The sequence below is a fragment of the Pseudomonas sp. BCRC 81390 genome, assembly GCF_030341915.1.
GTDB lineage: Bacteria > Pseudomonadota > Gammaproteobacteria > Pseudomonadales > Pseudomonadaceae > Aquipseudomonas.
Genome location: NZ_JATAAG010000066.1, coordinates 128,338 through 150,826 on the forward strand (window position 1 = coordinate 128,338; position 22,489 = coordinate 150,826).

The 22,489-nt window shown below is 63.2% G+C and carries 21 protein-coding genes and 1 pseudogene; 19 read left to right on the forward strand and 3 right to left on the reverse strand.

Annotation, left to right across the window (positions count from 1 at the left end; genetic code table 11):
• Positions 1-102: 102 nt before the first annotated feature.
• Positions 103-559, reverse strand: a pseudogene (locus QSV36_RS17235) (REP-associated tyrosine transposase).
• 314 nt (positions 560-873) lie between these two features.
• Between QSV36_RS17235 and QSV36_RS17240 the strand changes: the two are divergent.
• The 18 genes from QSV36_RS17240 to QSV36_RS17325 all read left to right on the forward strand — a co-directional run bounded on the left by QSV36_RS17240 (position 874) and on the right by QSV36_RS17325 (position 18,418).
• The gene (locus tag QSV36_RS17240) at positions 874-1,962 is read left to right on the forward strand and encodes an efflux RND transporter periplasmic adaptor subunit (RefSeq protein ID WP_289133485.1); all 1,089 of its coding nucleotides are present in this window, start codon (positions 874-876) and stop codon (positions 1,960-1,962) included.
• Positions 1,959-3,026, forward strand: coding sequence for an efflux RND transporter periplasmic adaptor subunit (locus QSV36_RS17245; RefSeq protein WP_289133486.1), 1,068 nt, complete (start codon positions 1,959-1,961; stop codon positions 3,024-3,026). The genes QSV36_RS17240 and QSV36_RS17245 overlap by 4 nt, the downstream gene beginning before the upstream one ends.
• A complete protein-coding gene (locus tag QSV36_RS17250; protein ID WP_289133487.1) occupies positions 3,023-6,073 on the forward strand; it encodes an efflux RND transporter permease subunit in 3,051 nt (1,016 codons plus the stop codon). Before QSV36_RS17245 ends, QSV36_RS17250 begins: the two co-directional genes overlap by 4 nt.
• Before the next feature lie 249 nt (positions 6,074-6,322).
• Positions 6,323-6,505 (forward strand): sulfur starvation response protein OscA, encoded by a 183-nt coding sequence (oscA, locus tag QSV36_RS17255; protein ID WP_003258557.1) that lies wholly within the window; start codon positions 6,323-6,325, stop codon positions 6,503-6,505.
• A 47-nt stretch (positions 6,506-6,552) separates the two neighbouring features.
• The gene (locus QSV36_RS17260; protein WP_289133488.1) at positions 6,553-7,560 is read left to right on the forward strand and encodes a sulfate ABC transporter substrate-binding protein; all 1,008 of its coding nucleotides are present in this window, start codon (positions 6,553-6,555) and stop codon (positions 7,558-7,560) included.
• Between the two features lie 101 nt (positions 7,561-7,661).
• Complete coding sequence (gene cysT / locus QSV36_RS17265; RefSeq protein ID WP_289133489.1) at positions 7,662-8,480, forward strand: sulfate ABC transporter permease subunit CysT; 819 nt, start codon at positions 7,662-7,664, stop codon at positions 8,478-8,480.
• Between the two features lie 11 nt (positions 8,481-8,491).
• Positions 8,492-9,364 (forward strand): sulfate ABC transporter permease subunit CysW, encoded by an 873-nt coding sequence (gene cysW, locus QSV36_RS17270; RefSeq protein WP_225779670.1) that lies wholly within the window; start codon positions 8,492-8,494, stop codon positions 9,362-9,364.
• Between the two features lie 3 nt (positions 9,365-9,367).
• A complete protein-coding gene (locus QSV36_RS17275) occupies positions 9,368-10,357 on the forward strand; it encodes a sulfate/molybdate ABC transporter ATP-binding protein (protein ID WP_114171931.1) in 990 nt (329 codons plus the stop codon).
• A 297-nt stretch (positions 10,358-10,654) separates the two neighbouring features.
• Positions 10,655-11,452, forward strand: coding sequence for an energy transducer TonB (locus tag QSV36_RS17280; protein ID WP_289133490.1), 798 nt, complete (start codon positions 10,655-10,657; stop codon positions 11,450-11,452).
• Positions 11,453-11,482: 30 nt separating this feature from the next.
• Positions 11,483-12,202 carry a MotA/TolQ/ExbB proton channel family protein gene (locus tag QSV36_RS17285; protein ID WP_289133491.1) on the forward strand — a complete coding sequence of 240 codons (720 nt, stop codon included), beginning with the start codon at positions 11,483-11,485 and terminating at the stop codon, positions 12,200-12,202.
• A gap of 1 nt (position 12,203) precedes the next feature.
• Positions 12,204-12,605: an ExbD/TolR family protein gene (locus QSV36_RS17290; RefSeq protein ID WP_289133492.1), complete on the forward strand. Its 402-nt coding sequence runs from the start codon at positions 12,204-12,206 to the stop codon at positions 12,603-12,605.
• 203 nt (positions 12,606-12,808) lie between these two features.
• The gene (locus tag QSV36_RS17295; protein ID WP_289133493.1) at positions 12,809-13,390 is read left to right on the forward strand and encodes an alpha/beta hydrolase; all 582 of its coding nucleotides are present in this window, start codon (positions 12,809-12,811) and stop codon (positions 13,388-13,390) included.
• Between the two features lie 63 nt (positions 13,391-13,453).
• Positions 13,454-14,284, forward strand: coding sequence for a sigma 54-interacting transcriptional regulator (locus QSV36_RS17300; RefSeq protein WP_289133494.1), 831 nt, complete (start codon positions 13,454-13,456; stop codon positions 14,282-14,284).
• A gap of 174 nt (positions 14,285-14,458) precedes the next feature.
• The gene (locus QSV36_RS17305; protein WP_289133495.1) at positions 14,459-15,244 is read left to right on the forward strand and encodes a MetQ/NlpA family ABC transporter substrate-binding protein; all 786 of its coding nucleotides are present in this window, start codon (positions 14,459-14,461) and stop codon (positions 15,242-15,244) included.
• A gap of 229 nt (positions 15,245-15,473) precedes the next feature.
• Positions 15,474-16,139, forward strand: coding sequence for an amino acid ABC transporter permease (locus QSV36_RS17310; RefSeq protein WP_289134202.1), 666 nt, complete (start codon positions 15,474-15,476; stop codon positions 16,137-16,139).
• Positions 16,120-16,779, forward strand: coding sequence for an amino acid ABC transporter permease (locus tag QSV36_RS17315; RefSeq protein ID WP_289133496.1), 660 nt, complete (start codon positions 16,120-16,122; stop codon positions 16,777-16,779). The genes QSV36_RS17310 and QSV36_RS17315 overlap by 20 nt, the downstream gene beginning before the upstream one ends.
• Positions 16,776-17,549 carry an amino acid ABC transporter ATP-binding protein gene (locus QSV36_RS17320; RefSeq protein ID WP_289133497.1) on the forward strand — a complete coding sequence of 258 codons (774 nt, stop codon included), beginning with the start codon at positions 16,776-16,778 and terminating at the stop codon, positions 17,547-17,549. Before QSV36_RS17315 ends, QSV36_RS17320 begins: the two co-directional genes overlap by 4 nt.
• Complete coding sequence (locus QSV36_RS17325) at positions 17,546-18,418, forward strand: transporter substrate-binding domain-containing protein (RefSeq protein WP_289133498.1); 873 nt, start codon at positions 17,546-17,548, stop codon at positions 18,416-18,418. Before QSV36_RS17320 ends, QSV36_RS17325 begins: the two co-directional genes overlap by 4 nt.
• A 136-nt stretch (positions 18,419-18,554) precedes the next feature.
• On the opposite strand, the gene QSV36_RS17330 is transcribed toward QSV36_RS17325, so the two are convergent.
• Both QSV36_RS17330 and QSV36_RS17335 read right to left on the reverse strand, forming a co-directional pair.
• Entirely contained in the window at positions 18,555-19,373 is an 819-nt protein-coding gene (locus QSV36_RS17330) for an alpha/beta fold hydrolase (RefSeq protein ID WP_289133499.1), read from the reverse strand.
• A 107-nt stretch (positions 19,374-19,480) separates the two neighbouring features.
• A complete protein-coding gene (locus QSV36_RS17335) occupies positions 19,481-21,844 on the reverse strand; it encodes a penicillin acylase family protein (RefSeq protein ID WP_289133500.1) in 2,364 nt (787 codons plus the stop codon).
• An 86-nt stretch (positions 21,845-21,930) separates the two neighbouring features.
• Here QSV36_RS17335 and QSV36_RS17340 point away from each other — a divergent pair, with 86 nt between their 5' ends.
• A complete protein-coding gene (locus tag QSV36_RS17340; RefSeq protein ID WP_289133501.1) occupies positions 21,931-22,482 on the forward strand; it encodes a sugar O-acetyltransferase in 552 nt (183 codons plus the stop codon).
• Positions 22,483-22,489 lie beyond the last annotated feature (7 nt).

The window sequence follows — 22,489 nt, forward strand, 5'->3', positions numbered from 1 at the left end:
GGCCTTTCGCGGGCTCGCCCGCTCCCACAGGGACTTCACAACCTTCAGGCTTGTGATAATCCCTGTGGGAGCGGGCAAGCCCGCGAAGGCCCCGACACCGATTCAAAGCCAGACTGCATCCCAGTGTGGATAGTCCCTGACACTCTTGACTAATCCAGCCCTCAACGGATTGGCAACAATGTATCGGGTTACATGCACCACACTTTCCTCCCGCCGCAGCGCATGGTCGTGGTAACCCGGTTGCCATATCGGGTTGTGCCTGACACCTGCCTTGCGCAATGCAATGGCAGTGCGTGATTTGAATTTGCGCATCAGTGTTCCCAATGCCACTTCTTTCAGGTTCGATCAGCCAATGCAGATGGTCAGGCATTACTACCCAGGCCAACGACCGGCAATCCTGAATGTCATCTGACACCCGCAGGTGTTTGACCACCAGGCGAGCGTGCTCGAAGTCATGGAACAGTGGCAGCCGCAGGTGTGTTTTGGTGGTCAGCATGTAGAGCCTGCCTGGCTCGGAAAAGCGCCCACGGCGAAGCAGGTGGGATTCGGCTAACGGCATTGTGATCTTCCTTGAAATTGAACCTCCCTTTGAAAGTAGTGGCTGAAGCGGGGTGGCCGGGTGGCTGATGGTTTCTGGATATGGCTGAAGCATGTGCTTGGCTGTGCCGGCCCTTTCGCGGGCTTGCCCGCTCCCACAGGTACAGCGCAAGTCTCAAGGCATGCGCTTTTCCTGTGGGAGCGGGCAAGCCCGCGAAGAGGCCCGCACAGGCGCTGAAAATGCCGAACTGATCCTCGTCAGTGCTGTTTATCGAACCCTGAACTACGCTGACAGTCGCATCCCACAAATCATTTGTGCGCAAGCAAGGAGCCTGCATGACGTTGTTGCGTCCGCTGTCGGTCGTTTGCCTGGGGCTGTTGTACATGCTCACGGGCTGTAGCAAGGAAGAAGTCCCCGAGACACTGCCCCGGGTGGGCGTGCAACAGGTTCAGCCGACCGACTTTGCCGCCAGGGTCACCCTGACCGGCGACGTACAGGCACGCGTACAGACCGACCTGTCGTTCCGTGTCGGTGGCAAGATCATCTCGCGTAGCGTCGATGTCGGCGACCATGTCAAGGCCAACCAGGTGCTGGCGCGCCTGGACCCGAAAGACCTGCAGAACAATGTCGACTCGGCCAAGGCCGAGGTGTTCGCTGCCCAGGCGCGGGTCACCCAGAGCAGCGCCGCCTTCGTGCGCCAGCAAAAACTGCTGCCCAAGGGCTACACCAGCCAGAGCGAATACGACGCTGCCGAGGCCGCCCTACGCAGCGACCAGAGCGCACTCAAGGCCGCCCAGGCGCAATTGGCCGATGCCAATGAACAACTCAGCTACACCGCCCTGGTGTCCGAAGCCGATGGTGTAATCACCGAGCGCCAGGCCGAGGTTGGCCAGGTAGTGCAAGCGACCATGCCGATCTTCAGCCTGGCCCGCGACGGCGACCGCGATGCCGTGTTCAACGTCTATGAGTCGCTGCTGGTGGCGCCGCCCAGCGATGCCGGGGTGATCGTCAGCCTGCTGGACGACCCCAAGGTAAAGGCGCATGGCGTTGTCCGCGAAATCACCCCGACGGTGTCCGAGCAAAGCGGCACGGTTCAGGTCAAGGTCGGCCTCAGGGACGTGCCAGCGGCGATGCAGCTTGGCGCACCGGTAACCGCCACTACCAATGCCGAGGGGCGGCCCAGCATCGAGCTGCCCTGGTCCGCGTTGACCAAAGCTCTACATGAACCCGCGGTGTGGGTGGTGGGCGAGGGCGACAAGGTGGAACTGCGCAAGGTTGAAGTCAGCCGTTACCTCACCGGCAGGATTGTGGTCGCCAGCGGCCTGAAAGGTGGCGAAACCGTGGTGGTCAATGGCGGGCAGTTGCTGCACCCCGGCATGCAGGTACAGAAGATCGATGCCCAGGCCAAGGGGGGTGAGCTATGAGGCACCTGCTGATGATGCTGTCGGCCGGCATGCTGTTGCTCGGCTGCAGCAGCGAGGACGAAACGCCGGAGCCGATTCGGCCGGTGCTGTCGGTCAAGGTCGAACCGCAGGTGCAATCGCAGCTGGGCCGCTTTGCTGGCTCTATCCAGGCGCGTTTCGAAAGTACCCTGGGTTTTCGTGTGTCCGGGCGCATCGCCCGACGCTGGCTGGATGTGGGCGCCCAGGTGAAGCCGGGAGACACCCTGGCCACGCTCGACCCCACCGACCAGCAGAACCAGTTGCGCGCCGCCGAAGGCGACCTGGCCAAGGTGCAGGCACAGTGGATCAACGCCCAGGCCGATGCCCGTCGCCAGCAGCAACTGTATGACCGCGGCGTTGGTGCCCAGGCCCAGCTGGACATTGCCCAGACCAACCTGAAAACCACCAGCGCCGCATTGGAACAGGCGCGCGCGGCCGTCAGCCAGGCCCGTGACCAGCTCGACTACAGCACCCTGCGCAGCGACCATGCCGCGGTGATTACCGACTGGAAAGCCGAAGCCGGGCAAACCGTCACCGCCGGCCAGGCCGTGGTGACCCTGGCCCGGCCGGACGTGAAGGAAGCGGTGATCGACCTGCCGATTGGCCTGGCCGAGCAGTTGAACAAAGGCCTGACCTTTACCGTTGCCTCGCAACTCGACCCGACCATAAACACCACGGCCAGCCTGCGCGAACTGGAGCCCCAGGCCGACGCCACCACCCGCACCCGCCGCGCCCGCCTGACCCTGGCCAGCACGCCGGCGGCATTTCACCTGGGCACCGCCATCAGCGTGACCCTGAGTTCGGCGGTGACGCCGCGCAGCGAGCTGCCCCTGAGCGCCTTGCTCGAACGGGATGGCAAGACCCAGGTGTGGGTGATCGACCCGCAACAGAAAACCGTGGCCACCCGCGACGTGGCCCTGATCGACCGCACCGACCAGAGCATCGTCCTGACTTCCGGTGTACAGCCCGGTGAGCGGGTGGTGACGGCGGGCGTGAACAGCCTCAAGCCTGGCCAGAAGGTCACCTTCGACGAGGATGCGCAATGAAAGGAAGCTTCAACCTGTCCGACTGGGCACTCAAGCATCAATCGTTCGTCTGGTACCTGATGTTCGTTGCGCTGTTGATGGGGATCTTCTCCTACTTCAACCTTGGCCGTGAGGAAGACCCGTCGTTCACCATCAAGACCATGGTGATCCAGACTCGCTGGCCGGGCGCGACCCAGGACGAGACCCTGTACCAGGTCACCGACCGCATCGAGAAGAAGCTCGAGGAACTCGACTCGCTCGACTACACCAAAAGCTACACCCGCCCGGGTGAGTCCACGGTCTACGTGTACCTGCGCGATACCACCAAGGCCAAGGACATCCCGGAAATCTGGTACCAGGTGCGCAAGAAGATCCAGGACATCCGTGGCGAGTTCCCGGCAGGCATCCAGGGCCCGGGGTTCAACGACGAGTTCGGCGACGTGTTCGGCTCGATCTATGCCTTTACCGCCGACGGCCTGACCCTGCGCCAGCTGCGCGACTACGTGGAGCAGGCGCGGGCTGAAGTGCGTGACGTACCTAACATCGGCAAGATCGAGCTGATCGGCACCCAGGACGAAGTGCTGTACCTGAACTTCTCCACCCGCAAGCTGGCAGCCCTGGGCATCGACCAGCGCCAGGTGATGCAAGCCCTGCAATCGCAGAACGCAGTGACCCCGGCCGGGGTGATCGAGGCGGGCCCCGAACGCATTTCCGTGCGCACCACCGGGCAGTTCGCCTCGGAAAAGGACCTGCAAACCGTCAACCTGAAGATCAACGACCGCTTCTTCCGCCTTGCCGACATCGCCGACATCGAGCGCGGCTACGTCGACCCACCTTCGCCGATGTTCCGCTACAACGGCCAGACAGCGCTGGGCCTGGCTATCGGCATGAAAGCCGGGGGCAACATCCAGGTGTTCGGTGCAGCACTGAAAAAACGCATGGACCGGGTGATCGAGGACTTGCCGATAGGCGTCGGGGTGCATACCGTTTCCGACCAGGCCGTGGTGGTCAAGCAGGCGGTCGGCGGCTTCACCAGCGCGCTGTTCGAGGCGGTGGTGATCGTGCTCGGGGTGAGCTTTGTCAGCCTTGGGGTGCGCGCCGGCCTGGTGGTGGCCTGTTCGATCCCGCTGGTGCTGGCCATGGTGTTCGTGTTCATGGAATACAGCGGCATCACCATGCAGCGTATTTCGCTGGGTGCGCTGATCATTGCCCTGGGCCTGCTGGTGGACGACGCGATGATCACCGTGGAGGTCATGGTCACGCGGCTGGAAATGGGCGAGAGCAAGGAGCAGGCGGCGACCTTCGCCTACACCTCGACGGCGTTCCCGATGCTCACCGGCACCTTGGTCACCGTGGCCGGGTTCGTGCCCATTGGCCTCAACGCCAGCTCGGCGGGCGAATATACCTTCACCCTGTTCGCGGTGATTGCCGTGGCCCTGCTGGTGTCGTGGATCGTAGCGGTGTTCTTTGCCCCGGTGTTGGGCGTGCACATGCTCAGCAGCAACCTCAAGGCACATGATGCCGAGCCTGGAAGGCTCGGCCGGGCCTTCGAGCACGGCTTGCTGTGGTGCATGCGCAACCGCTGGCTGACCATCATCGGCACCGTGCTGCTGTTCGCCCTGGCGATCTTCTGCCAGCGCTTCGTGCAGAACCAGTTCTTCCCATCCTCGGACCGGCCGGAAATCCTCGTCGACCTCAACCTGCCGCAGAACGCCTCGATCGAAGAGACCCGCAAGGTGGTTGACCGCTTCGAGGCGCGGATCAAGGACGACCCGGACCTGGTGCATTGGAGCACCTACATCGGCCAGGGCGCGATCCGCTTCTACCTGCCACTCGACCAGCAGCTGCAGAACCCGTATTACGCGCAGTTGGTGATCGTCAGCAAGGGCTTCGAAGAGCGCCAGGGCATGATGGCGCGCCTGCAGAAGATCCTGCACGAGGAATTCGTCGGCATCGGCACCAACGTGCAGTCGTTGGAAATGGGCCCGCCGGTGGGCCGGCCGATCCAGTACCGGGTCAGCGGCGCCAATATCGACGAGGTACGCAAGCATGCCATCGAGCTGGCCACCTTGCTCGACCAGAACGAACACATTGGCGAGATGATCTACGACTGGAACGAGCCAGGTAAGGTGCTGCGGGTGGAAATTGCCCAGGACAAGGCGCGCCAGCTGGGCCTGTCGTCGGAAGACGTGGCCAATGTGATGAACAGCATCGTCAGCGGCGTCCAGATCACCCAGGTCAATGACAACATCTACCTGGTCGACGTGGTTGCCCGTGCGCAGGACAGCGAGCGTGGCTCGCCGGATACCCTGCAGAACCTGCAGATCCTCACCCCCAACGGCACCGCGATTCCGCTGCTGTCGTTTGCCACCGTGCGCTACGAGCTGGAGCAGCCGCTGGTGTGGCGCCGTGACCGCAAGCCGACCATCACCATCAAGGCCTCGGTCAATGGCGACATCCAGCCCACCGACCTGGTGGCCCAGCTGAAGCCGAAGATCGACGAGTTTGCCAGCAAGCTGCCGGTGGGCTTCGAAGTGGCTACCGGCGGTACGGTGGAGGAGAGCGCCAAGGCACAAGGCCCGATCCGCAAGGTGATCCCGCTGATGCTGTTCCTGATGGCGACCTTCCTGATGATTCAGCTGCACAGTGTGCAGAAGCTGTTCCTGGTGGTCAGCGTGGCACCCTTGGGGCTTATCGGCGTAGTGCTGGCGCTGGTGCCCACTGGCACACCGATGGGCTTCGTGGCGATCCTCGGCATTCTTGCACTGGCGGGCATCATCATTCGTAACTCGGTGATCCTGGTAACCCAGATCGACGAGTTCGAGGCCCAGGGCTTGTCGCCATGGGATGCAGTGGTGGAGGCCACCAATCATCGACGCCGGCCGATCCTGTTGACTGCGGCGGCGGCGAGCCTGGGCATGATCCCGATCGCTCGCGAGGTGTTCTGGGGGCCGATGGCCTACGCCATGATTGGTGGGATCATCGTGGCGACCCTGCTGACACTGTTGTTCCTGCCAGCGTTGTATGTGGCCTGGTACAAGATCCGCGAGCCACAGAAAAACTCCTGAAACCCTACAGCAAACCCTGTGGGAGCGGGTTTACCCGCGAATGCGATGGTGGAGCCGCTGCCGCATTCGCGGGTGAACCCGCTCCCACAGGGGCTTCTGTCGCTTTCAATATCGTCCTTTTGGTTTGGTTATATAAACATTCTTAAACAGTATTTTTAAGAATAACCTGGCCTCACTACTATTGCCTCAAGCCAGGCGTAATTCCCCTTCAAACCTCAGCCCGGCAACTTCATTCCAAGGAGAACGAGCATGAGTGCATCTCTGCGTAGCATCGACGGTCAGGACGAAGCCACCATTCTGCGGGAAATCCAGAGCGCCCTGCGCGACCTGCGTTTCGGTGCGGTGGAGATCACTGTGCACAACGCTCAGGTCGTACAGATCGAGCGCAAGGAGAAATTCCGCCTGCAACAGCCCGGCAACAAGACCGGCTGACGCGCCACCCCTTCAAAACTAGAAAAATGCCAATCGGGAGCTTCACCATGTCCATCCGCCGTTATGCGCTCGCCGCCCTGGCCAGTGCTGTTTTTGCCGGTTCCGCCATCGCCAAGGACTACGAACTGCTGAACGTGTCCTACGACCCGACCCGTGAGCTTTATCAGCAGTACAACGCCGAGTTCATCAAGCACTGGCAACAGGCCCACCCGGGCGACACGGTGAAGATCCAGCAATCCCATGGCGGCTCGGGCAAGCAGGCCCGTGCGGTGATCGACGGCCTGCGCGCCGACGTGGTGACCCTGGCCCTGGCCGGCGACATCGACGAAGTCGCCAAGCTCGGCAAGACCTTGCCCGAGGACTGGCAGAAGCGTCTGCCGGACGCCAGCACGCCTTATACCTCGACCATCGTGTTCCTGGTGCGCAAGGGCAACCCCAAAGGCATCAAGGACTGGGGCGACCTGATCAAGAAGGATGTGTCGGTGATTACCCCGAACCCGAAGACCTCCGGCGGCGCCCGCTGGAACTTCCTCGCCGCGTGGGCCTACGGCCTGAAGACCGGGGGTAGCGAAGACAAGGCCAAGGCCTATGTGCAGGAACTGTTCAAGCACGTGCCGGTGCTGGATACCGGTGCCCGTGGCTCGACCATCACCTTCGTCAACAACGGCCAGGGCGACGTCCTGCTGGCCTGGGAAAACGAGGCCTTCCTGGCGCTGAAGGAGGACGGTGGCGCCGACAAGTTCGAAATCGTCGTGCCGTCGCTGTCGATCCTGGCCGAGCCGCCGGTGGCAGTTGTCGACAAGAACGCCGAGAAGAAGGGCAATACCGAAATTGCCGGCGAATACCTCAAGCACCTGTACAGCCCGGCCGGGCAGAAGATTGCTGCCGAGAACTTCTACCGCCCGCGTGACGCCAAGGTGGCTGCCGAGTTCGGCAAGCAGTTCCCGAAACTGGACCTGGTCACTATCGACAAGGACTTCGGTGGCTGGAAGACTGCACAGCCCAAGTTCTTCAATGATGGCGGTGTGTTCGACCAGATCTATCAGGCACAGTAAGCGCCACGGAAAAGCGGGGGCCGCTTGGCAGCCCCAGGATTTACAAGCCTGCACCGGCCCGGGATTGATCCCGGGCTTCGTGCGTTCAACCAGGGATATTTATGTCACGTCGCATTTCCCCCGTCATACCCGGCTTCGGGCTGACGCTGGGCTACACCTTGGTGTACCTCAGCCTGATCGTGCTGATACCGCTGGCCGCCATGTTCGTGCATGCCGCGCAGCTGACCTGGGAGCAGTTCTGGAACGTCATCAGTGCACCGCGGGTGATCGCCGCGCTCAAGCTGAGTTTCGGTACCGCCCTGTTCGCCGCGATCATCAACGGCCTGATCGGCACCTTGCTGGCCTGGGTGCTGGTGCGCTACACCTTCCCCGGGCGCAAGGTCATCGATGCGATGATCGACCTGCCATTCGCCTTGCCCACCGCCGTTGCCGGCATCGCCCTGACTGCCCTGTATGCGCCTTCGGGCTGGGTCGGCCAGTTCGCCACCGACCTGGGCTTCAAGATCGCCTACACCCCACTTGGCATCACCCTGGCGTTGACCTTCGTTACCCTGCCGTTCGTGGTGCGCACGGTACAACCGGTGCTGGCCGACATCCCGCGTGAAGTCGAGGAGGCCGCTGCCTGTTTGGGCGCCAAGCCGCTGCAGGTGTTCCGCCATGTACTGGCGCCGGCGCTGCTACCCGCCTGGCTCACCGGTTTTGCCCTGGCCTTTGCCCGCGGTGTGGGTGAGTATGGGTCGGTGATCTTCATTGCCGGCAACATGCCGATGAAGACCGAGATCCTGCCGTTGCTGATCATGGTCAAGCTCGACCAGTACGACTACACCGGCGCGACCTCCATCGGCGTATTGATGCTGGTGGTTTCCTTCATCCTGCTGCTGCTGATCAACCTGCTGCAGCGCCGCATCGAAACCCCTTGAAGGAGGCCGGCATGTCCAGTTCAACCCTGAATGCAACCGCCGCCGCCAACGCCGCCCGCCGTGGCAGTGCGACGTCGCGGCGCGTCCTGATCAGCCTTGGCTGGCTGGTATTCGCGCTGTTCCTGTTGCTGCCGCTGGTGATCGTGGTGTCGCAGGCGCTGAAGAACGGCTTCGGCACGTTCTTCGAGGCGATCCTCGAGCCGGATGCACTGTCGGCGCTGAAGCTGACCTTGATCGCGGTGGTCATTTCGGTACCGCTCAACCTGGTGTTCGGGGTCAGCGCCGCCTGGTGCGTGAGCAAGTACACCTTCCGTGGCAAGAGCCTCCTGGTCACCCTGATCGACCTGCCGTTCTCGGTGTCGCCGGTGATTGCCGGCCTGGTGTACGTGCTCATGTTCGGCGCGCAGGGCCTGTTCGGGCCATGGCTGCAGGACCACGACATCCAGATCGTGTTCGCCTTGCCGGGTATCGTCCTCGCCACCATCTTCGTCACCGTGCCGTTCGTGGCCCGTGAACTGATCCCGTTGATGCAGGAGCAGGGCACGCAAGAGGAGGAGGCTGCGCGCCTGCTCGGCGCCAATGGCTGGCAGATGTTCTGGCATGTAACGCTGCCGAACATCAAATGGGGCCTGATCTACGGCGTGGTGCTGTGCACCGCGCGGGCCATGGGCGAGTTTGGCGCCGTGTCGGTGGTGTCGGGCCATATTCGCGGCGTGACCAACACCTTGCCGCTGCACGTGGAGATTCTCTACAACGAGTACAACCACGTGGCGGCCTTCAGCGTGGCCAGCCTGCTGCTGATCATGGCGCTCTTCATCCTGCTGCTCAAGCAGTGGAGCGAGAACCGTATTAACCGCCTGCGCCACAGCGCCGCGGAGGAATGATTCATGTCGATCGAAGTTCGTAACGTCAGCAAGCGCTTCAACAGCTTCCAGGCACTGGACAACATCAACCTGGACATCAACAGCGGCGAACTGGTCGCCTTGCTTGGCCCGTCCGGCTGCGGCAAGACCACCCTGTTGCGCATCATTGCCGGGCTGGAAACCCCCGACCAGGGCAATATCGTGTTCCATGGCGAAGATGTGTCCGGCCATGACGTGCGTGACCGCAACGTCGGTTTCGTGTTCCAGCACTACGCCTTGTTCCGCCACATGAGCGTGTTCGACAACGTCGCCTTCGGCCTGCGCATGAAGCCCAAGGGCGAGCGCCCGAGCGAAAGCAGGATTGCCGAAAAGGTGCATGAGCTGCTGAACATGGTGCAGCTGGACTGGTTGTCCGACCGCTACCCCGAGCAGTTGTCCGGTGGCCAGCGCCAGCGTATCGCCCTGGCCCGTGCGCTGGCTGTGGAACCCAAGGTACTGCTGCTGGACGAACCGTTCGGTGCGCTGGATGCCAAGGTGCGCAAGGAGCTGCGTCGCTGGCTGGCGCGCCTGCACGAGGACATCAACCTGACCTCGGTATTCGTCACCCACGACCAGGAAGAAGCCATGGAAGTGGCCGACCGCATCGTGGTCATGAACAAGGGCGTGATCGAGCAGATCGGCTCGCCGGGCGAGGTGTACGAGCACCCGGCCAACGATTTCGTCTACCACTTCCTGGGGGACTCCAACCGCCTGGCCTTGAGCGAAGGGCACCATGTGCTGTTCCGCCCGCACGAAGTGTCGTTGTCGCGGCACGAGACCGAAGGGCACCATGCCGCCGAGGTGCGCGATATTCGACCGCTGGGCGCTACCACGCGGGTGACCCTGAAGGTAGAAGGGCAGAGCGAGCTGATCGAGGCCGAGGTGGTCAAGGACCACGACAGCCTGACCGGGTTGGCGCGGGGCGAGACGTTGTTCTTCCGGCCGAAGGTCTGGCAGAAAGTGGCGGATATCTGAGCCGCCTTCGAACATGAGAAACCCGGGCGCTGTCCCGGGTTTTTCATGCCTGGCGGGTGGCCGGAGCTGCTTCGCAGGCCTGAAAAACCCATGCATTCTGCGCATATGCTGCATGCGTCTGACGCACCGCTTTTCCCCGCCCCAGCTACAGCCCACGGAATCCGCGGCCTCGAAGCCAGCGCAAAAAACGGATATTCATTTACGTTCTAAGTATAATTTTAAACATTCCTTCAAGGGATAAGCCCCCTGGTTCCATGATTCAGTCAGACCTGAATCGAGACCCTGGGAGTTTTATCAATGGGTAATGTCCAGCCGGCCATGAAGGCCTACGACCAGCCATGGCGCCCCGCTCCGGGTGACCTGGTCGAGCTTGGGCGCACGCTTCGCCTCCCGCTCGGCCAGCTGCGCCTGCAACGCACGCCTGTCAGCGGGCTCAAGCAGCGCGACAAGCTGGCGCTGGGCCTGCTGGCGCTGGCGCTGCATGCTGCCGTCGCCTACTGGATCAGCCGGGCGCCTACGCCCGAGCTACCGGTGGTGCCGCCGCAGGTGCCGCCCATGACCATCGAATTCGCCGCGCCTGCCCCGCCTGTGGTCGAGCCTCCGCCGCCCGCCCCGGCACCGCCCGTGGTCCAGCCGCCACCGCCGCCAGTGATCGACGAACTGGCCAGCAAACCCAAAACCAAGCCCAAACCCGTGCCCAAGCCGGTGGTAAAGCAACAACCCAAGCCACAGCCCAAGCCGGTCGAAGCTGCGCCACCGGTCCCGGTAGCCGCCCCGGCACCGCCGGCGCCCGCGCCTGCCGCGCCAGCCCCGGTAACCCCGGCATCGGCGAACGCCGCGTACCTGAAGAACCCGGCGCCGGAGTACCCGCAGTTGGCCCAACGCCGTGGCTGGGAGGGCACCGTGCTGTTGCGCGTCGAAGTGCTGCCCAGCGGCGCGCCCGGACAGATCCAGATACAGAAGAGCAGTGGCCGCGATGCTCTCGACGCCGCCGCGCTGGCGGCAGTCAAGCGCTGGCGTTTCGTCCCGGCCAAGCAAGGCGACGTGGCCCAGACCGGCTGGGTCAGTGTGCCGATCGATTTCAAGCTTCGCTAACTTTTCCGCAGAACACAGGAAGACATCATCATGAGCCTGCTGGCATCCCCTCTCGAGTCCGTTGAAAGCGCAGTCATCTGGCTGTTGGTTGGTTTCTCTGTCGTCACCTGGGGCCTGGCCCTGGTCAAGGCCGTGCAGTTCGTGCGGTTGAAGCATCAGGACAAGCGCTTCCACCAGCGCTTCTGGGCCGCCTCGAGCCTGGACTCGGCCGCCGAGCCCAGCCACGAACTGCCGGGCCCGGCTGCACGCGTGGCCCAGTCCGGCTACGCCGCCATCGCTGTGGGCGATACCCAGGCCAGCGACTTGAGCCACGCCATCAACCATCAGGACCGCCTGGAGCGCGCGCTGCGCCAGCAGATCGTGCGTGAGCGCCGCTCGCTGGAAACCGGCCTGGCGGTGGTCGCCAGTATCGGCAGCACGTCGCCCTTCATCGGCCTTTTCGGCACCGTGTGGGGCATCATGGAAGCGCTCAAGGGTATCAGTGCGGCCGGCTCTGCCAGCCTGGAAACCGTCGCCGGGCCGATTGGTGCGGCACTGGTGGCCACCGGTGTGGGTATTGCCGTCGCGGTACCGGCGGTACTGGTCTACAACTACTTCCTGCGCCGCCTCAAGCTCACTGCAGCCGACCTGGATGACTTCGCCCACGACTTCTACAGCCTGGCGCAGAAAAGTGCCTTCCGCGTGCTGGTGCACCCGGCCGTGCACGCGTACCAGGGCGGGTTCACCCAGCCCGTGAAGGAGGCATCCTGATATGGCCTTCTCGACCCAGGACAATGACGAAGTCCTCAGTGAAATCAACGTTACGCCCTTGGTGGATGTGATGTTGGTGCTGCTGGTGGTGTTCATCGTCACCGCGCCGCTGCTGACCAACGCGATCCCTGTGAACTTGCCCAAGACCGAAGCCGTGGCGCCGGTGGAGCAGAAGGACCCGCTGGTGGTCAGCATTGATGGTGAAGGCAAGCTGTTCATCAACAAGGACCAGATCCAGCCCGATCTGCTGGAAACCAGCCTCAAGGCCGCCAAGGACAAGGACGCACAAGTGCGTGTGCAGCTGCAGGCCGACGACGGTGTCAACTATGGCGAAGTGGCACGGGCCATGGCGGCGATCGAACGTGCGGGCATCAGCAAGCTGGCGGTGATTACCGCCCGCTGAACCCCGGCAAACCCTCTTCAGGCAAGTGCTTATGGGCCTTATCTCTTGGCAGGGGATGGCCCATTTTTTTGCCATACGCGCTCACGCACCGAGCGCATTCAACTTCATTTTTGGTTATTAATAAATAGCTTCTTATTCCTTTACTGATATAACTCCCGCCCTATACTGGTCTCCAAGCACGCAAACTCACTGGAGGCGTCCCCATGCGCAACGAGTCGATCCGTTACCTGATTGTGCCTGGCTGGCAAGGATCGCCAGACAATCATTGGCAAAGCCACTGGCAGCGCACCCTGCCTAACAGCGCGCGGGTCGAGCAGCAGGACTGGTTGACCCCGCAGCGCCAGGACTGGGTGCAGGCGCTGGAGCTGGCGATCGCTGCCGAGCGCTCGCCGGTGATCCTGATTGCCCACAGCCTCGGCTGCGTCACGGTCGCCCATTGGGCCGCCCAGGCCAGCCCGGCCTTGCTGCGGCGGGTACGTGGCGCCTTGCTGGTGGCGCCGGCGGATGTCGAGCGGCCCAGTTGCGCACCCGCCTTGCGCAACTTCGCGCCGATCCCGACCGAGGCGCTGCCGTTCCCCAGCCAGGTGGTCAGCTCGGACAACGACCCGGCCGTGAGCGTGCCACGGGCGTTGTACCTGGCCCAGGCCTGGGGCGCCGAAGCGGGGCTGCTGACCAACGCCGGACACATCAACGTCAAATCCGGCCATGAGCGTTGGGAACAGGGGTTCGCTTACCTGTATCGCTTGCAGAGCCGGGTCGAGCAGCGCGCACTACGCCGCGCCTGATCACCCCTACTGTCTACCGTTTGCCGACGCCCGGCCACTGCAGGCCTGGGGCGGGAGTTCGTCATGACTTTTCAAAACCCGTTTGGTCAGCCGTTGCTGACTTTCCCCGAACTGGACAAAAGCCCGCTGAGCATTCGCGCCAAGGCGCTGGTATTCATCGACCCGCGTTCCCAGCAGTTGCGCGAGCAACTCGAACGCTTGGCACCACAGCCCCTGCCGGTGCTGATCCGTGGCGAAACCGGCACCGGCAAGGAGCTGCTGGCTCGGCAAATTCACCGCGCCAGTGACCGCGGAGGATTGTTCGTGTCGGTCAACTGTGCGGCCATCAGCCCCACCTATGCCGATGCCGAGCTGTTCGGCTACAGCGCCGGTAGCCACGCGGGCACGGCCAGCAGCCGCGCCGGCTGGTTTGGCTCGGCCAACGGCGGCACGCTGTACCTGGACGAGATCGCCGACTTGCCGCTGGCCATTCAGGGCAAGCTGCTGGCCGCCCTGGAAAACCGCGAGGTTACCCGGGTGGGCGCGCAGCAGCCGCAGCCGGTGGATGTACGCCTGGTAGCCGCCACCAGCATCGACTTGGCTCGGGTGGTAAGCGCGGGACGCTTCAACGAGCGCCTGTACCAGTACCTGCGCGAAGGGGCGCTGGAGTTGCCGCCACTGCGTGAGCGGCCGGGCGACATCCTGCCATTGGCCGAATATTTCGTCGGCATCTACAGCGCACGCCTGCAAAGGCCTGTGCCGCTGGTGAGCGAGGCCGCACAACAACTGCTGGAAGCGCACCTCTGGCCGGGCAACACCCGCGAGCTGGAGAACATTATCCACTTCGCCCTGCTGGTGAATGACGGCGAGGAAATCCTGCCGAAGGACCTCGATTTGCCCAGCCCTGCGCGCTAGACGCCGCTCATGAACAAAGTGGCTGATGGCATTTTGATTTTGGAATAAGCAGCTAAATAAAAGATATTTTTGCGGAATAAAAAATCTAGGTATTGTCCGCCATACGCCCGCTGATGAACCGGTTGGGCACCCGATTCGCCATCGTCGATGGCCAGAACCAGAACAAGGACCACCATGAAGAAGACCCTGCTGACCACCGCCCTGGCTGCTGCCCTGTCGTTCGCCGGCCTGGCTGCTGCCGCCGAGAAACTGGTGGTTGCCGCTACCCCGGTACCGCACGCTGAAATCCTCGAGCTGATCAAGCCGACCCTGGCCAAGGAAGGCGTGGACCTGCAGATCAAGGTGTTCACCGACTACGTGCAACCCAACGTGCAAGTTGACCAGAAACGCCTGGACGCCAACTACTTCCAGACCCTGCCATACCTGCAGAACTTCAACGAAGGCAAGGGCACCCACCTGGAAACCGTGATCGGTGTTCACGTCGAGCCGTTCGGTGGCTACTCGAAGAAGGTCAAGAGCCTGAGCGAGCTGAAAGAAGGGGCCACCGTTGCCATCCCCAACGAGGGTAGCAACAGTGGCCGTGCCCTGCTGCTGCTGCAGAAGGCTGGTCTGATTACCCTGAAAGACCCGAAAAATGCCCTGGCCACACCCAAGGACATCGCCGAGAACCCGAAAAAACTGAAGTTCCGCGAGCTTGAATCGGCCATGCTGCCGCGCGTGCTGGACCAGGTCGACCTAGACATGATCAACACCAACTACGCCCTGGAAGCCGGCCTGAACCCGGCCAAGGATGCGCTGGTGATCGAAGGCAGCGACTCGCCGTACGTGAACTTCCTGGTCGCCCGCCCGGACAACAAGGACAGCGAAGCCATCCAGAAACTGGCCAAGGCCCTGACCAGCCCGGAAGTGAAGGCGTTCATCGCCAAGAAGTATGAAGGTGCGGTACTGCCGGCGTTCTGATCTGCAAGTCTGCAAACAACGCCGACGCATTCGTGTCGGCGTTTTTGTTTGCGCAGCATTCACCTGTGGTAGCGGCGGGCCTGCGAACACCGGCGGAGCCGATGCCATCCACCGGGTTGGCACGGCGTCTTGGTGATATGTTTATTCTATAAAGGTATTTATCAAAATATTTTTATATCTTTAAAGTCTATGCATCGTGCCGCTGCGCACCCTGCCGATCTGCTCTACCATGACCCTCGACACCGTATTCATCCTCAGCACGTTGCCTGCCTTCCTGCAGGCCGTGGGTGTGACTTTGCAGGTGGGCCTTATCGCCATCGCCACTTCGCTGCTGGTTGCCTTGGTCAATGCCACGCTGCTGGTATTGCGCACCCCGTACCTGTGGCGTCTGGTCAAAGCCTACGTGGAACTCGCCCGCAACACGCCCCTGCTGATCCAGCTGTTCTTCGTCTATTTCGCCTTGCCCAGCCTGGGCCTGAAGATTTCCGGTTTTGCCGCTGCGATCATCACCATGACCTTCATGGGTGGCGCCTATCTCACCGAGGTGCTGCGTGCCGGTGTCGAGGCCGTGCCCCGCGCCCAGCTGGAGTCCGCGCGCTCGATCGGCTTGTCCGAGGGCCAGCTGCTGCGCCACGTGGTGTTGCCCCAGGCCGGCATCCTCAGCCTGCCGGCACTGTTCGCCAACTTTATCTTCCTGCTCAAGGAAACCACCGTGGTGTCGGCGGTGGCCGTACCGGAAATTCTCTACACCACCAAGAACTACATCGCGCTGTACTACAAGACCTACGAAATGCTCACCGTGCTGACCCTGCTCTGCGTGCTGCTGTTCCTGCCGCTGTCGTTGCTGCTGCGTCATGTGGAAAGGAGGCTGCAACATGGCCAGCTCGGCCTCTGAACTGTTACTGCAGGCGCTGCCGCAGCTGGCTGGCGGCGCAGCGCAGACCTTGGCCATCTCCGCGCTGGGCATCCTCTTCGCGACGCTCGGGGGCGTGCTTTATGGCGTGTTGGCAACGCTGGGCAACCGCGTCCTGAGCATCGCCTTGCAGGTGTACCTGGAGCTGTTTCGTGCCATCCCGGTGCTGGTCTGGCTGTACCTGGTTTTCTTCGGCCTGCCGATCTTCTTCGGCCTGAGCATTCCCAGCTTCTGGTGCGCGGTATTGGTGCTGGGCCTGTGGGGCGCCAGCGAGGTTGGCGAGGTGGTGCGGGGCGCACTGCGTTCGCTACCGCGCGGCCAGCGCGAGGCCGGGCTGTCGATTGGTCTGGCCAGCTGGCAGCTGTATGGCTATGTCCTGTTGCCGCAGGCGCTCAAGCGCATGACCCCGCCGACCATCAACATCTACACGCGGATCATCAAGACCAGTTCGCTGGCGGTGCTGATCGGCGTGGTCGAGGTGATCAAGGCCGGCCAGCAGATCATCGAACGCACCTACGAATCGGTGCTGATCTACGGCGCCTTGTTCCTGTTCTTCTTCATCGTCTGTTATCCGCTGTCCGCCGCTTCGCGCGTGCTGGAACGCCGCTGGGCCCACTCATGAGCGCATTGATCGAATTCCAGGGTTTCAACAAGTTTTTCGGCGAGCAACAGGTGCTCAAAGGCGTCGACCTGAAGGTGGCGGCTGGCGAAGTGGTGGTCATTCTCGGCCCCAGCGGCTGTGGCAAAAGCACCCTGCTGCGCTGCCTCAACGGCCTGGAGCAGGCCCACGGCGGCCACCTGCGCCTGGCCGGGCAGGAGCTGCTCGACCCGCGCACCGACTGGCGCGCCATCCGCCAGCGGGTTGGCATGGTGTTCCAGAGCTATCACCTGTTCGGCCATATGAGCGTGATCGACAACCTGCTGCTCGGCCCGCTCAAGGTGCAGAAGCGCGAGCGCGCCGAAGCGCAGGCGCAAGCCGAGGCGCTGCTGGCGCGGGTCGGCCTGCTGGACAAGCGCGACGCCTTTCCCCGGCAGTTGTCCGGGGGCCAGCAGCAACGCATCGCGATCGTGCGTTCGCTGTGCATGAACCCCGAGGTGATGCTGTTCGACGAGGTCACCGCGGCCCTCGACCCGGAAATGGTCAAGGAGGTGTTGCAGGTGATCCAGGGCCTGGCCCGCGACGGCATGACCTTGCTTATCGTTACCCACGAAATGGCCTTCGCTCGCGCGGTGGCCGACCGCATCGTGTTCATGGAGGCCGGCAGGATCCTTGAACAGGGCGACCCCGAGAGCTTCTTCACCCGACCGCAGACCGCACGCGCGCAGCAGTTCCTGGAGAAATTCTCCTTCGTAGAAAGCCTGCCGAAGACACTGCACAAGGAACTGTCATGAAAACTGCCAACTTCACCAAACTGCTGGCGCCGCTGTTCGGCCTGGCCCTGCTGGCCGGCTGCAACAAGGCCGAGGAACCACCCAAGCCAGCGCCCGCATCGCCGGCCACCAGCTACCTGGAAACCATCAAGGCGCGCGACAAGCTGATTGTCGGGGTATTCACCGACAAGCCGCCGTTCGGTTTCGTCGATGAAAAGGGCCGCTATGTGGGCTTTGACACCGACATCGGCCGGCGCCTGGCCAAGGACCTGCTGGGTGACGAGAACAAGGTCGAGTTCGTTGCCGTGGAGCCGGCCAGCCGTATCCCGTTCCTGCAGAGCGACAAGGTCGACCTGATCCTCGCCAACATGACCGTGACTCCAGAGCGCAAGGAAGCGGTGGACTTCACCAACCCCAACCTGCGCGTTGCCGTGCAGGCGATCGTGGCGGACGGCAGCCCGGTACGGAAACTCGATGACCTGGCCGACAAGACCATCATCGTCACTACCGGCACCACCGCCGATATCTGGCTGACCAAGAATCACCCGGACTGGAAGCTGCTCAAGTTCGAAAAGAACAGTGAGTCGCTGCAAGCGCTGGCCACAGGCCGCGGCGATGCCTATGCGCAGGACAACCTGATCTTGTTCAGCTGGGCCAAGCAGAACCCGGGCTACCGTGTGCTGCCTGAGCTGCTGGGCGAAGAGGCACCGATTGCACCGGCGGTGAAGAAGGGCAATATCGAGCTGCGTGATTGGGTCAATGCCGAGTTGGCCAAGCTGGGTGAAGAGAAGTTCCTGCTGAAACTGTATGACCAGTACGTGCGCAAGGAGCTGAGCGATGACACCAAGCCGGAAAGCGTGATCGTCGAAGGGGGCAAGTGGCAGGGTTGACGGTTTGAAGGGGGCCGCTTTGCGGCCCATCGCGACACAAGGCCGCTCCTGCAAGAGCATGCGCAAGCCGAGGCTACGCGTTCTCTCGCTGGGCGGCCCGGTGTTGCGAAAGGGCTGCAACGCGGTGCTGGCTATCTCAAGGGTTACGCGGCAACCAGTTCAACAGGAACTCATTGACCACCCGTGGGTTCTCCAGGCTCGAAATATGCCCGGCAAACGGAATCTGCGCTGCCAGGCAACCAATGAGCCGCGCCATCTCGCTGGATTCTTCAGGCGGCCGTGGAATGTCCTGGTCGCCACAGACCACGATGGTCCGCTCGCTGGCCAGCTCACCCAGCCGTGGCAAAAGGTCCGGTCGGCCGAAAATCACTCGCCCCAGCGGATCGAGGCTTTGCCGAATCACCTCGGCACTGCTTGCCTTCAGCGCTGCACGGAAGTTTTCCCGCACCAGCGGCACCGTCTGACCGCCCGCGTGGAAGAAGATCGGCACGACGATATCCAGCAAGGGCTCCGGGAACATGCCCACGGCGCTGGCGGCGTCCAGCAGGCCGAAATACTTGAGCCGCGTCGCCTCCGGTTCAGCACCGAGGTAGGTATCCATCAGCACCAGACGGTCGACCCGGTGCGGGTGCTCCAGGGCCAACTGCGCGCCCCACATGCCACCTACCGACAGGCCGACCAGGTGGCATTGGCCGATATCCAGGGCGTCCAGCAGCGCCAGGTGTTGGCGGGCCAGGGCGCTCAGGTCGGTGGTCGTGGCGGGCGGGGCGTCGGAGCCGCCGTGGCCCCACAGCTCGGGCACGATGACGCGAAAGTGCGCCGACAGGGCCTCGATCTGTGGCTGCCACATGTCGGCTGACCACAGGTAGCTGTGGCCGAGCAGCACCGGGAAGCCGTGGCCCTGGTCGACGTAGCTCATCCGGGCGCCGTCGATTTCGATGAAGTGTCTTTGCATGGAGTGGGTCTCGGCTGGAGGACTTAGAGTATTTGAAATTGTCGGGGCCGCTGTGCGGCCCATCGCGACACAAGGCCGCTCCTACAGGTGGGCGCGGAAGCAGACCCTCACGGCCCTGGCACCAATCGCAAGGTACTCTGCGCAGGAATCACGCCCATCTGCGCCCGCTGGTACTGCCCCTGCACATAGCCCTCGGCCTGGTCCGCGTAGTGCCCGTCGAACGGCACGCCACTCTGCCCGACCGGGTTGCTGGTCAACGCCTGCCCAGCATCGGCAAAGTCGATCAACCGCCGCGTAGACGGCCCATAGGTCACCGGCCAAGGCGCCGGGCCGATCTTCGCCGAGAGGTTGTTTGGTACCTCATGGGTACCCGGCGCGGCGAACGGGCCGACGTTGAACAGCAGGTGCAGTGGCTTCTTCACCCCAAGCGGGTGGTTGTGGGTCAGGGTGTGGGCCTTGCCCCACTGCCAGCTGGCCGGGTCGTTGCCCAAGGTGTCGCGCAGGTGCTTCAGGCTGTGCTGCCAAGCCGTGCGCACGATGGCGGTACGGTCGCTGCGCTGATTGTCACCACGGGTGTTCCACCAGGGCGAATCGGCATCCGCCGCCAGGCGCGGCAGCGCGGCGTCGATGGCGCGGGTGCTGATCAGCACCGGGAACCAGGTATTGCCCAGTTCGTCATGCAGTGCGGCGAACGCCAGTTCGTAGAGGAACTGGTTGAACAGCGTGGCGCTGACCGAATCCAGCGGATAGTCGCCCGCCCAGGCGGCCAGTTGCTCCACCAGCTCCTTCTCTTCGTCACCCTCGGCCACCGCGCGCAGCGTTGCCAGCAGCGGGGCAAGGGTACGCGGGCCATAATCGCTGGCGGTGCCCAGCTGCAACGTCTGGCTGTTTTGCGTGTCCCACTTCACCTCGGGGTTGGCCAGCTGGTTGTCGAGCTGACGGCCGCGGTCCGGCAGGTTGTAGTAACCCGGTATCGGCACCGCTGCCGGCGGTTGGTAATTGGCCGACACGATATAGCCGCGCGCTGGGTTCTCCTGCTGCGGGTTGACGCTGAAGGGGTAGAAGCCGAGCTTGTTGGCCTGGGCGCTGGCGCCATCGAGAATGAAGGCCGGGTCGACCCCGTCGGGGCGGATCGGCAGCTGCGCCGCCGCCCACCAGCCAATGTCGCCACGGGCATTGGCCCAGACGAAGTTCAGCCCAGGCGCGTGCACCTTGGCGGCGGCTTCGCGCATTTTGCTCAGGGTGTCGGCACGGTTGATCTGGTAGAAACCATCGAGGATCGGGTTTTCGGTTTCCAGGAACGCCCACCACATGGCGATCGGCGTGGGGCCGGCGGTGGCGCCCAGCACGTCGTTGACGATCGGGCCGTGGGGCGATCGGCGCAGGCTGAGGGTCACCGGCGCTGCGCCTTTCACGGCGACCTGCTGCTCGGACTTCTCCAGCGCCTGCCATTGGCCATTGATCATGACCTGGTTGGCGTCGGCCGGGTTGCTGCGTTCGGCGATCAGGTCGACGTCATCGTTCTGGAACATGGTCAGGCTCCAGCCGAAGTCGCGATTGTGGCCGAGCAGGGCGAACGGGTTAAGGGCCTGGAAGTACCCATACAGGTTGAAACCGGGCGCCGACAGTTCGGCCTCGTACCACACCGCCGGCACGGCGAAGCCGATGTGCGGGTCGCCGGCCAGCAACGGCTTGCCGCTGCGGGTGCGGCTGCCGGCCACGGCCCAGGCGTTGCTGCCTTCGAACTGCGGGATGCCGGCCTCGCCTAGCGCCTCATGACTGAGGCGGGCGAGAGCCTCAAGGCTGTGCCAGTCGGCAGCGGCCAGTGGTGTACCCAGGGCGCCCTCCGGCTGCCAGCCGAGGTCGAAGATGCCCAGGTACTCGGGGCCCAGCTGGTCACGGATATAGGCCAGTGCCGGCTCGGTACGAAAGGCGGCGGCAAAACTGTAGGCCAGGTAGCCAGCGATGCTCAGGGTGTCTTCTGCGGTGTACGGGCGTGGGGTGATACCGAGCAGGTCGAACTCGACAGGCTTGGGATGGCTGGCCTGCCAGCTGTTCACGCCGTCAAGGTAGGCTTGCAGGGCCTGCCAGGCCGGGGACTGACGGTCCTGACGCTTGGCCATCAGGGTGGCCTGTTCGCGAATGCGCAGGCTGCGGAACAGGGTGTCGGTGGGTAGCAGCTTGGCGCCCAGCACCTCGGCCAGTTCGCCGCGGGCCAGGCGGCGCAGGATCTCCATCTGGAACAATCGGTCCTGGGCATGCACATAGCCCAGTGCCCGGTACAGGTCCGCCTCGCTCTGCGCCTGTAGGTGCGGCACGCCGCGGGCGTCGTAGCGCACGCTGACCGGGGCCTGCAGGCCGGCCACGGCCACCTCGCCCTCGCGCTGCGGCAGTTTGCCCTGCACATACCAGTATCCAGCGCCGGCGGCCACGGTAACTACCACGGCCAACAGGGTCAGGCTGCGCTTCATTCAGGCTCCTTGTGCATTCCAGCGAAAAGTGTGGTCCGATCATGGGCGGATTCGCGAACAGAGCATAGTCCCAGGAAGGAGTTTCCATGTCACTCAGCGAAAAACAGAAAATGCTTACAGGCCAGCTCTATCATGCCGGTTGCCCCGAGCTGCAGGCCGAGCAGATCGCCAACAAGCACTGGATGCACCGTTACAACAACAGTGTCGAATTGCTCAACGACGCACGGCATGGGCTGTTGGCCGAACATTTTGCCCAGGTTGGCGAAGGCGCGGTGATCCGCCCACCGTTCTATTGCGACTATGGCTACAACATCAGTGTCGGCCGCAATACTTTCATGAACTTCAACTGCGTGATTCTCGATGTGTTGCCGGTGCGGATCGGCGAGGACTGCCAGATTGGTCCCAACGTGCAGATCTACACCGCCGACCATCCGCTCGATCCCGAGGTGCGACGCACCGGGTTGGAAAGCGGGCGGCCGGTGACCATTGGCAACAACGTGTGGATTGGTGGTGCAGCGATCATCCTGCCGGGGGTGACCATCGGCGACAACGCCGTGATAGGTGCCGGTAGTGTGGTGACGCGGGATGTACCGGCGGGAGCGACGGTGGTGGGTAACCCTGCGCGGGTACGCGGATAATATGAAA

Coding starts and splice junctions, on each gene's coding strand:
- QSV36_RS17240 (WP_289133485.1), top strand. CDS start 874: ATGACGTTGTTGCGTCCGCTGTCGGTCGTTTGCCTGGGGCTGTTGTAC.
- QSV36_RS17245 (WP_289133486.1), top strand. CDS start 1,959: ATGAGGCACCTGCTGATGATGCTGTCGGCCGGCATGCTGTTGCTCGGC.
- QSV36_RS17250 (WP_289133487.1), top strand. CDS start 3,023: ATGAAAGGAAGCTTCAACCTGTCCGACTGGGCACTCAAGCATCAATCG.
- oscA (WP_003258557.1), top strand. CDS start 6,323: ATGAGTGCATCTCTGCGTAGCATCGACGGTCAGGACGAAGCCACCATT.
- QSV36_RS17260 (WP_289133488.1), top strand. CDS start 6,553: ATGTCCATCCGCCGTTATGCGCTCGCCGCCCTGGCCAGTGCTGTTTTT.
- cysT (WP_289133489.1), top strand. CDS start 7,662: ATGTCACGTCGCATTTCCCCCGTCATACCCGGCTTCGGGCTGACGCTG.
- cysW (WP_225779670.1), top strand. CDS start 8,492: ATGTCCAGTTCAACCCTGAATGCAACCGCCGCCGCCAACGCCGCCCGC.
- QSV36_RS17275 (WP_114171931.1), top strand. CDS start 9,368: ATGTCGATCGAAGTTCGTAACGTCAGCAAGCGCTTCAACAGCTTCCAG.
- QSV36_RS17280 (WP_289133490.1), top strand. CDS start 10,655: ATGGGTAATGTCCAGCCGGCCATGAAGGCCTACGACCAGCCATGGCGC.
- QSV36_RS17285 (WP_289133491.1), top strand. CDS start 11,483: ATGAGCCTGCTGGCATCCCCTCTCGAGTCCGTTGAAAGCGCAGTCATC.
- QSV36_RS17290 (WP_289133492.1), top strand. CDS start 12,204: ATGGCCTTCTCGACCCAGGACAATGACGAAGTCCTCAGTGAAATCAAC.
- QSV36_RS17295 (WP_289133493.1), top strand. CDS start 12,809: ATGCGCAACGAGTCGATCCGTTACCTGATTGTGCCTGGCTGGCAAGGA.
- QSV36_RS17300 (WP_289133494.1), top strand. CDS start 13,454: ATGACTTTTCAAAACCCGTTTGGTCAGCCGTTGCTGACTTTCCCCGAA.
- QSV36_RS17305 (WP_289133495.1), top strand. CDS start 14,459: ATGAAGAAGACCCTGCTGACCACCGCCCTGGCTGCTGCCCTGTCGTTC.
- QSV36_RS17310 (WP_289134202.1), top strand. CDS start 15,474: ATGACCCTCGACACCGTATTCATCCTCAGCACGTTGCCTGCCTTCCTG.
- QSV36_RS17315 (WP_289133496.1), top strand. CDS start 16,120: ATGGCCAGCTCGGCCTCTGAACTGTTACTGCAGGCGCTGCCGCAGCTG.
- QSV36_RS17320 (WP_289133497.1), top strand. CDS start 16,776: ATGAGCGCATTGATCGAATTCCAGGGTTTCAACAAGTTTTTCGGCGAG.
- QSV36_RS17325 (WP_289133498.1), top strand. CDS start 17,546: ATGAAAACTGCCAACTTCACCAAACTGCTGGCGCCGCTGTTCGGCCTG.
- QSV36_RS17330 (WP_289133499.1), bottom strand. CDS start 19,373: ATGCAAAGACACTTCATCGAAATCGACGGCGCCCGGATGAGCTACGTC.
- QSV36_RS17335 (WP_289133500.1), bottom strand. CDS start 21,844: ATGAAGCGCAGCCTGACCCTGTTGGCCGTGGTAGTTACCGTGGCCGCC.
- QSV36_RS17340 (WP_289133501.1), top strand. CDS start 21,931: ATGTCACTCAGCGAAAAACAGAAAATGCTTACAGGCCAGCTCTATCAT.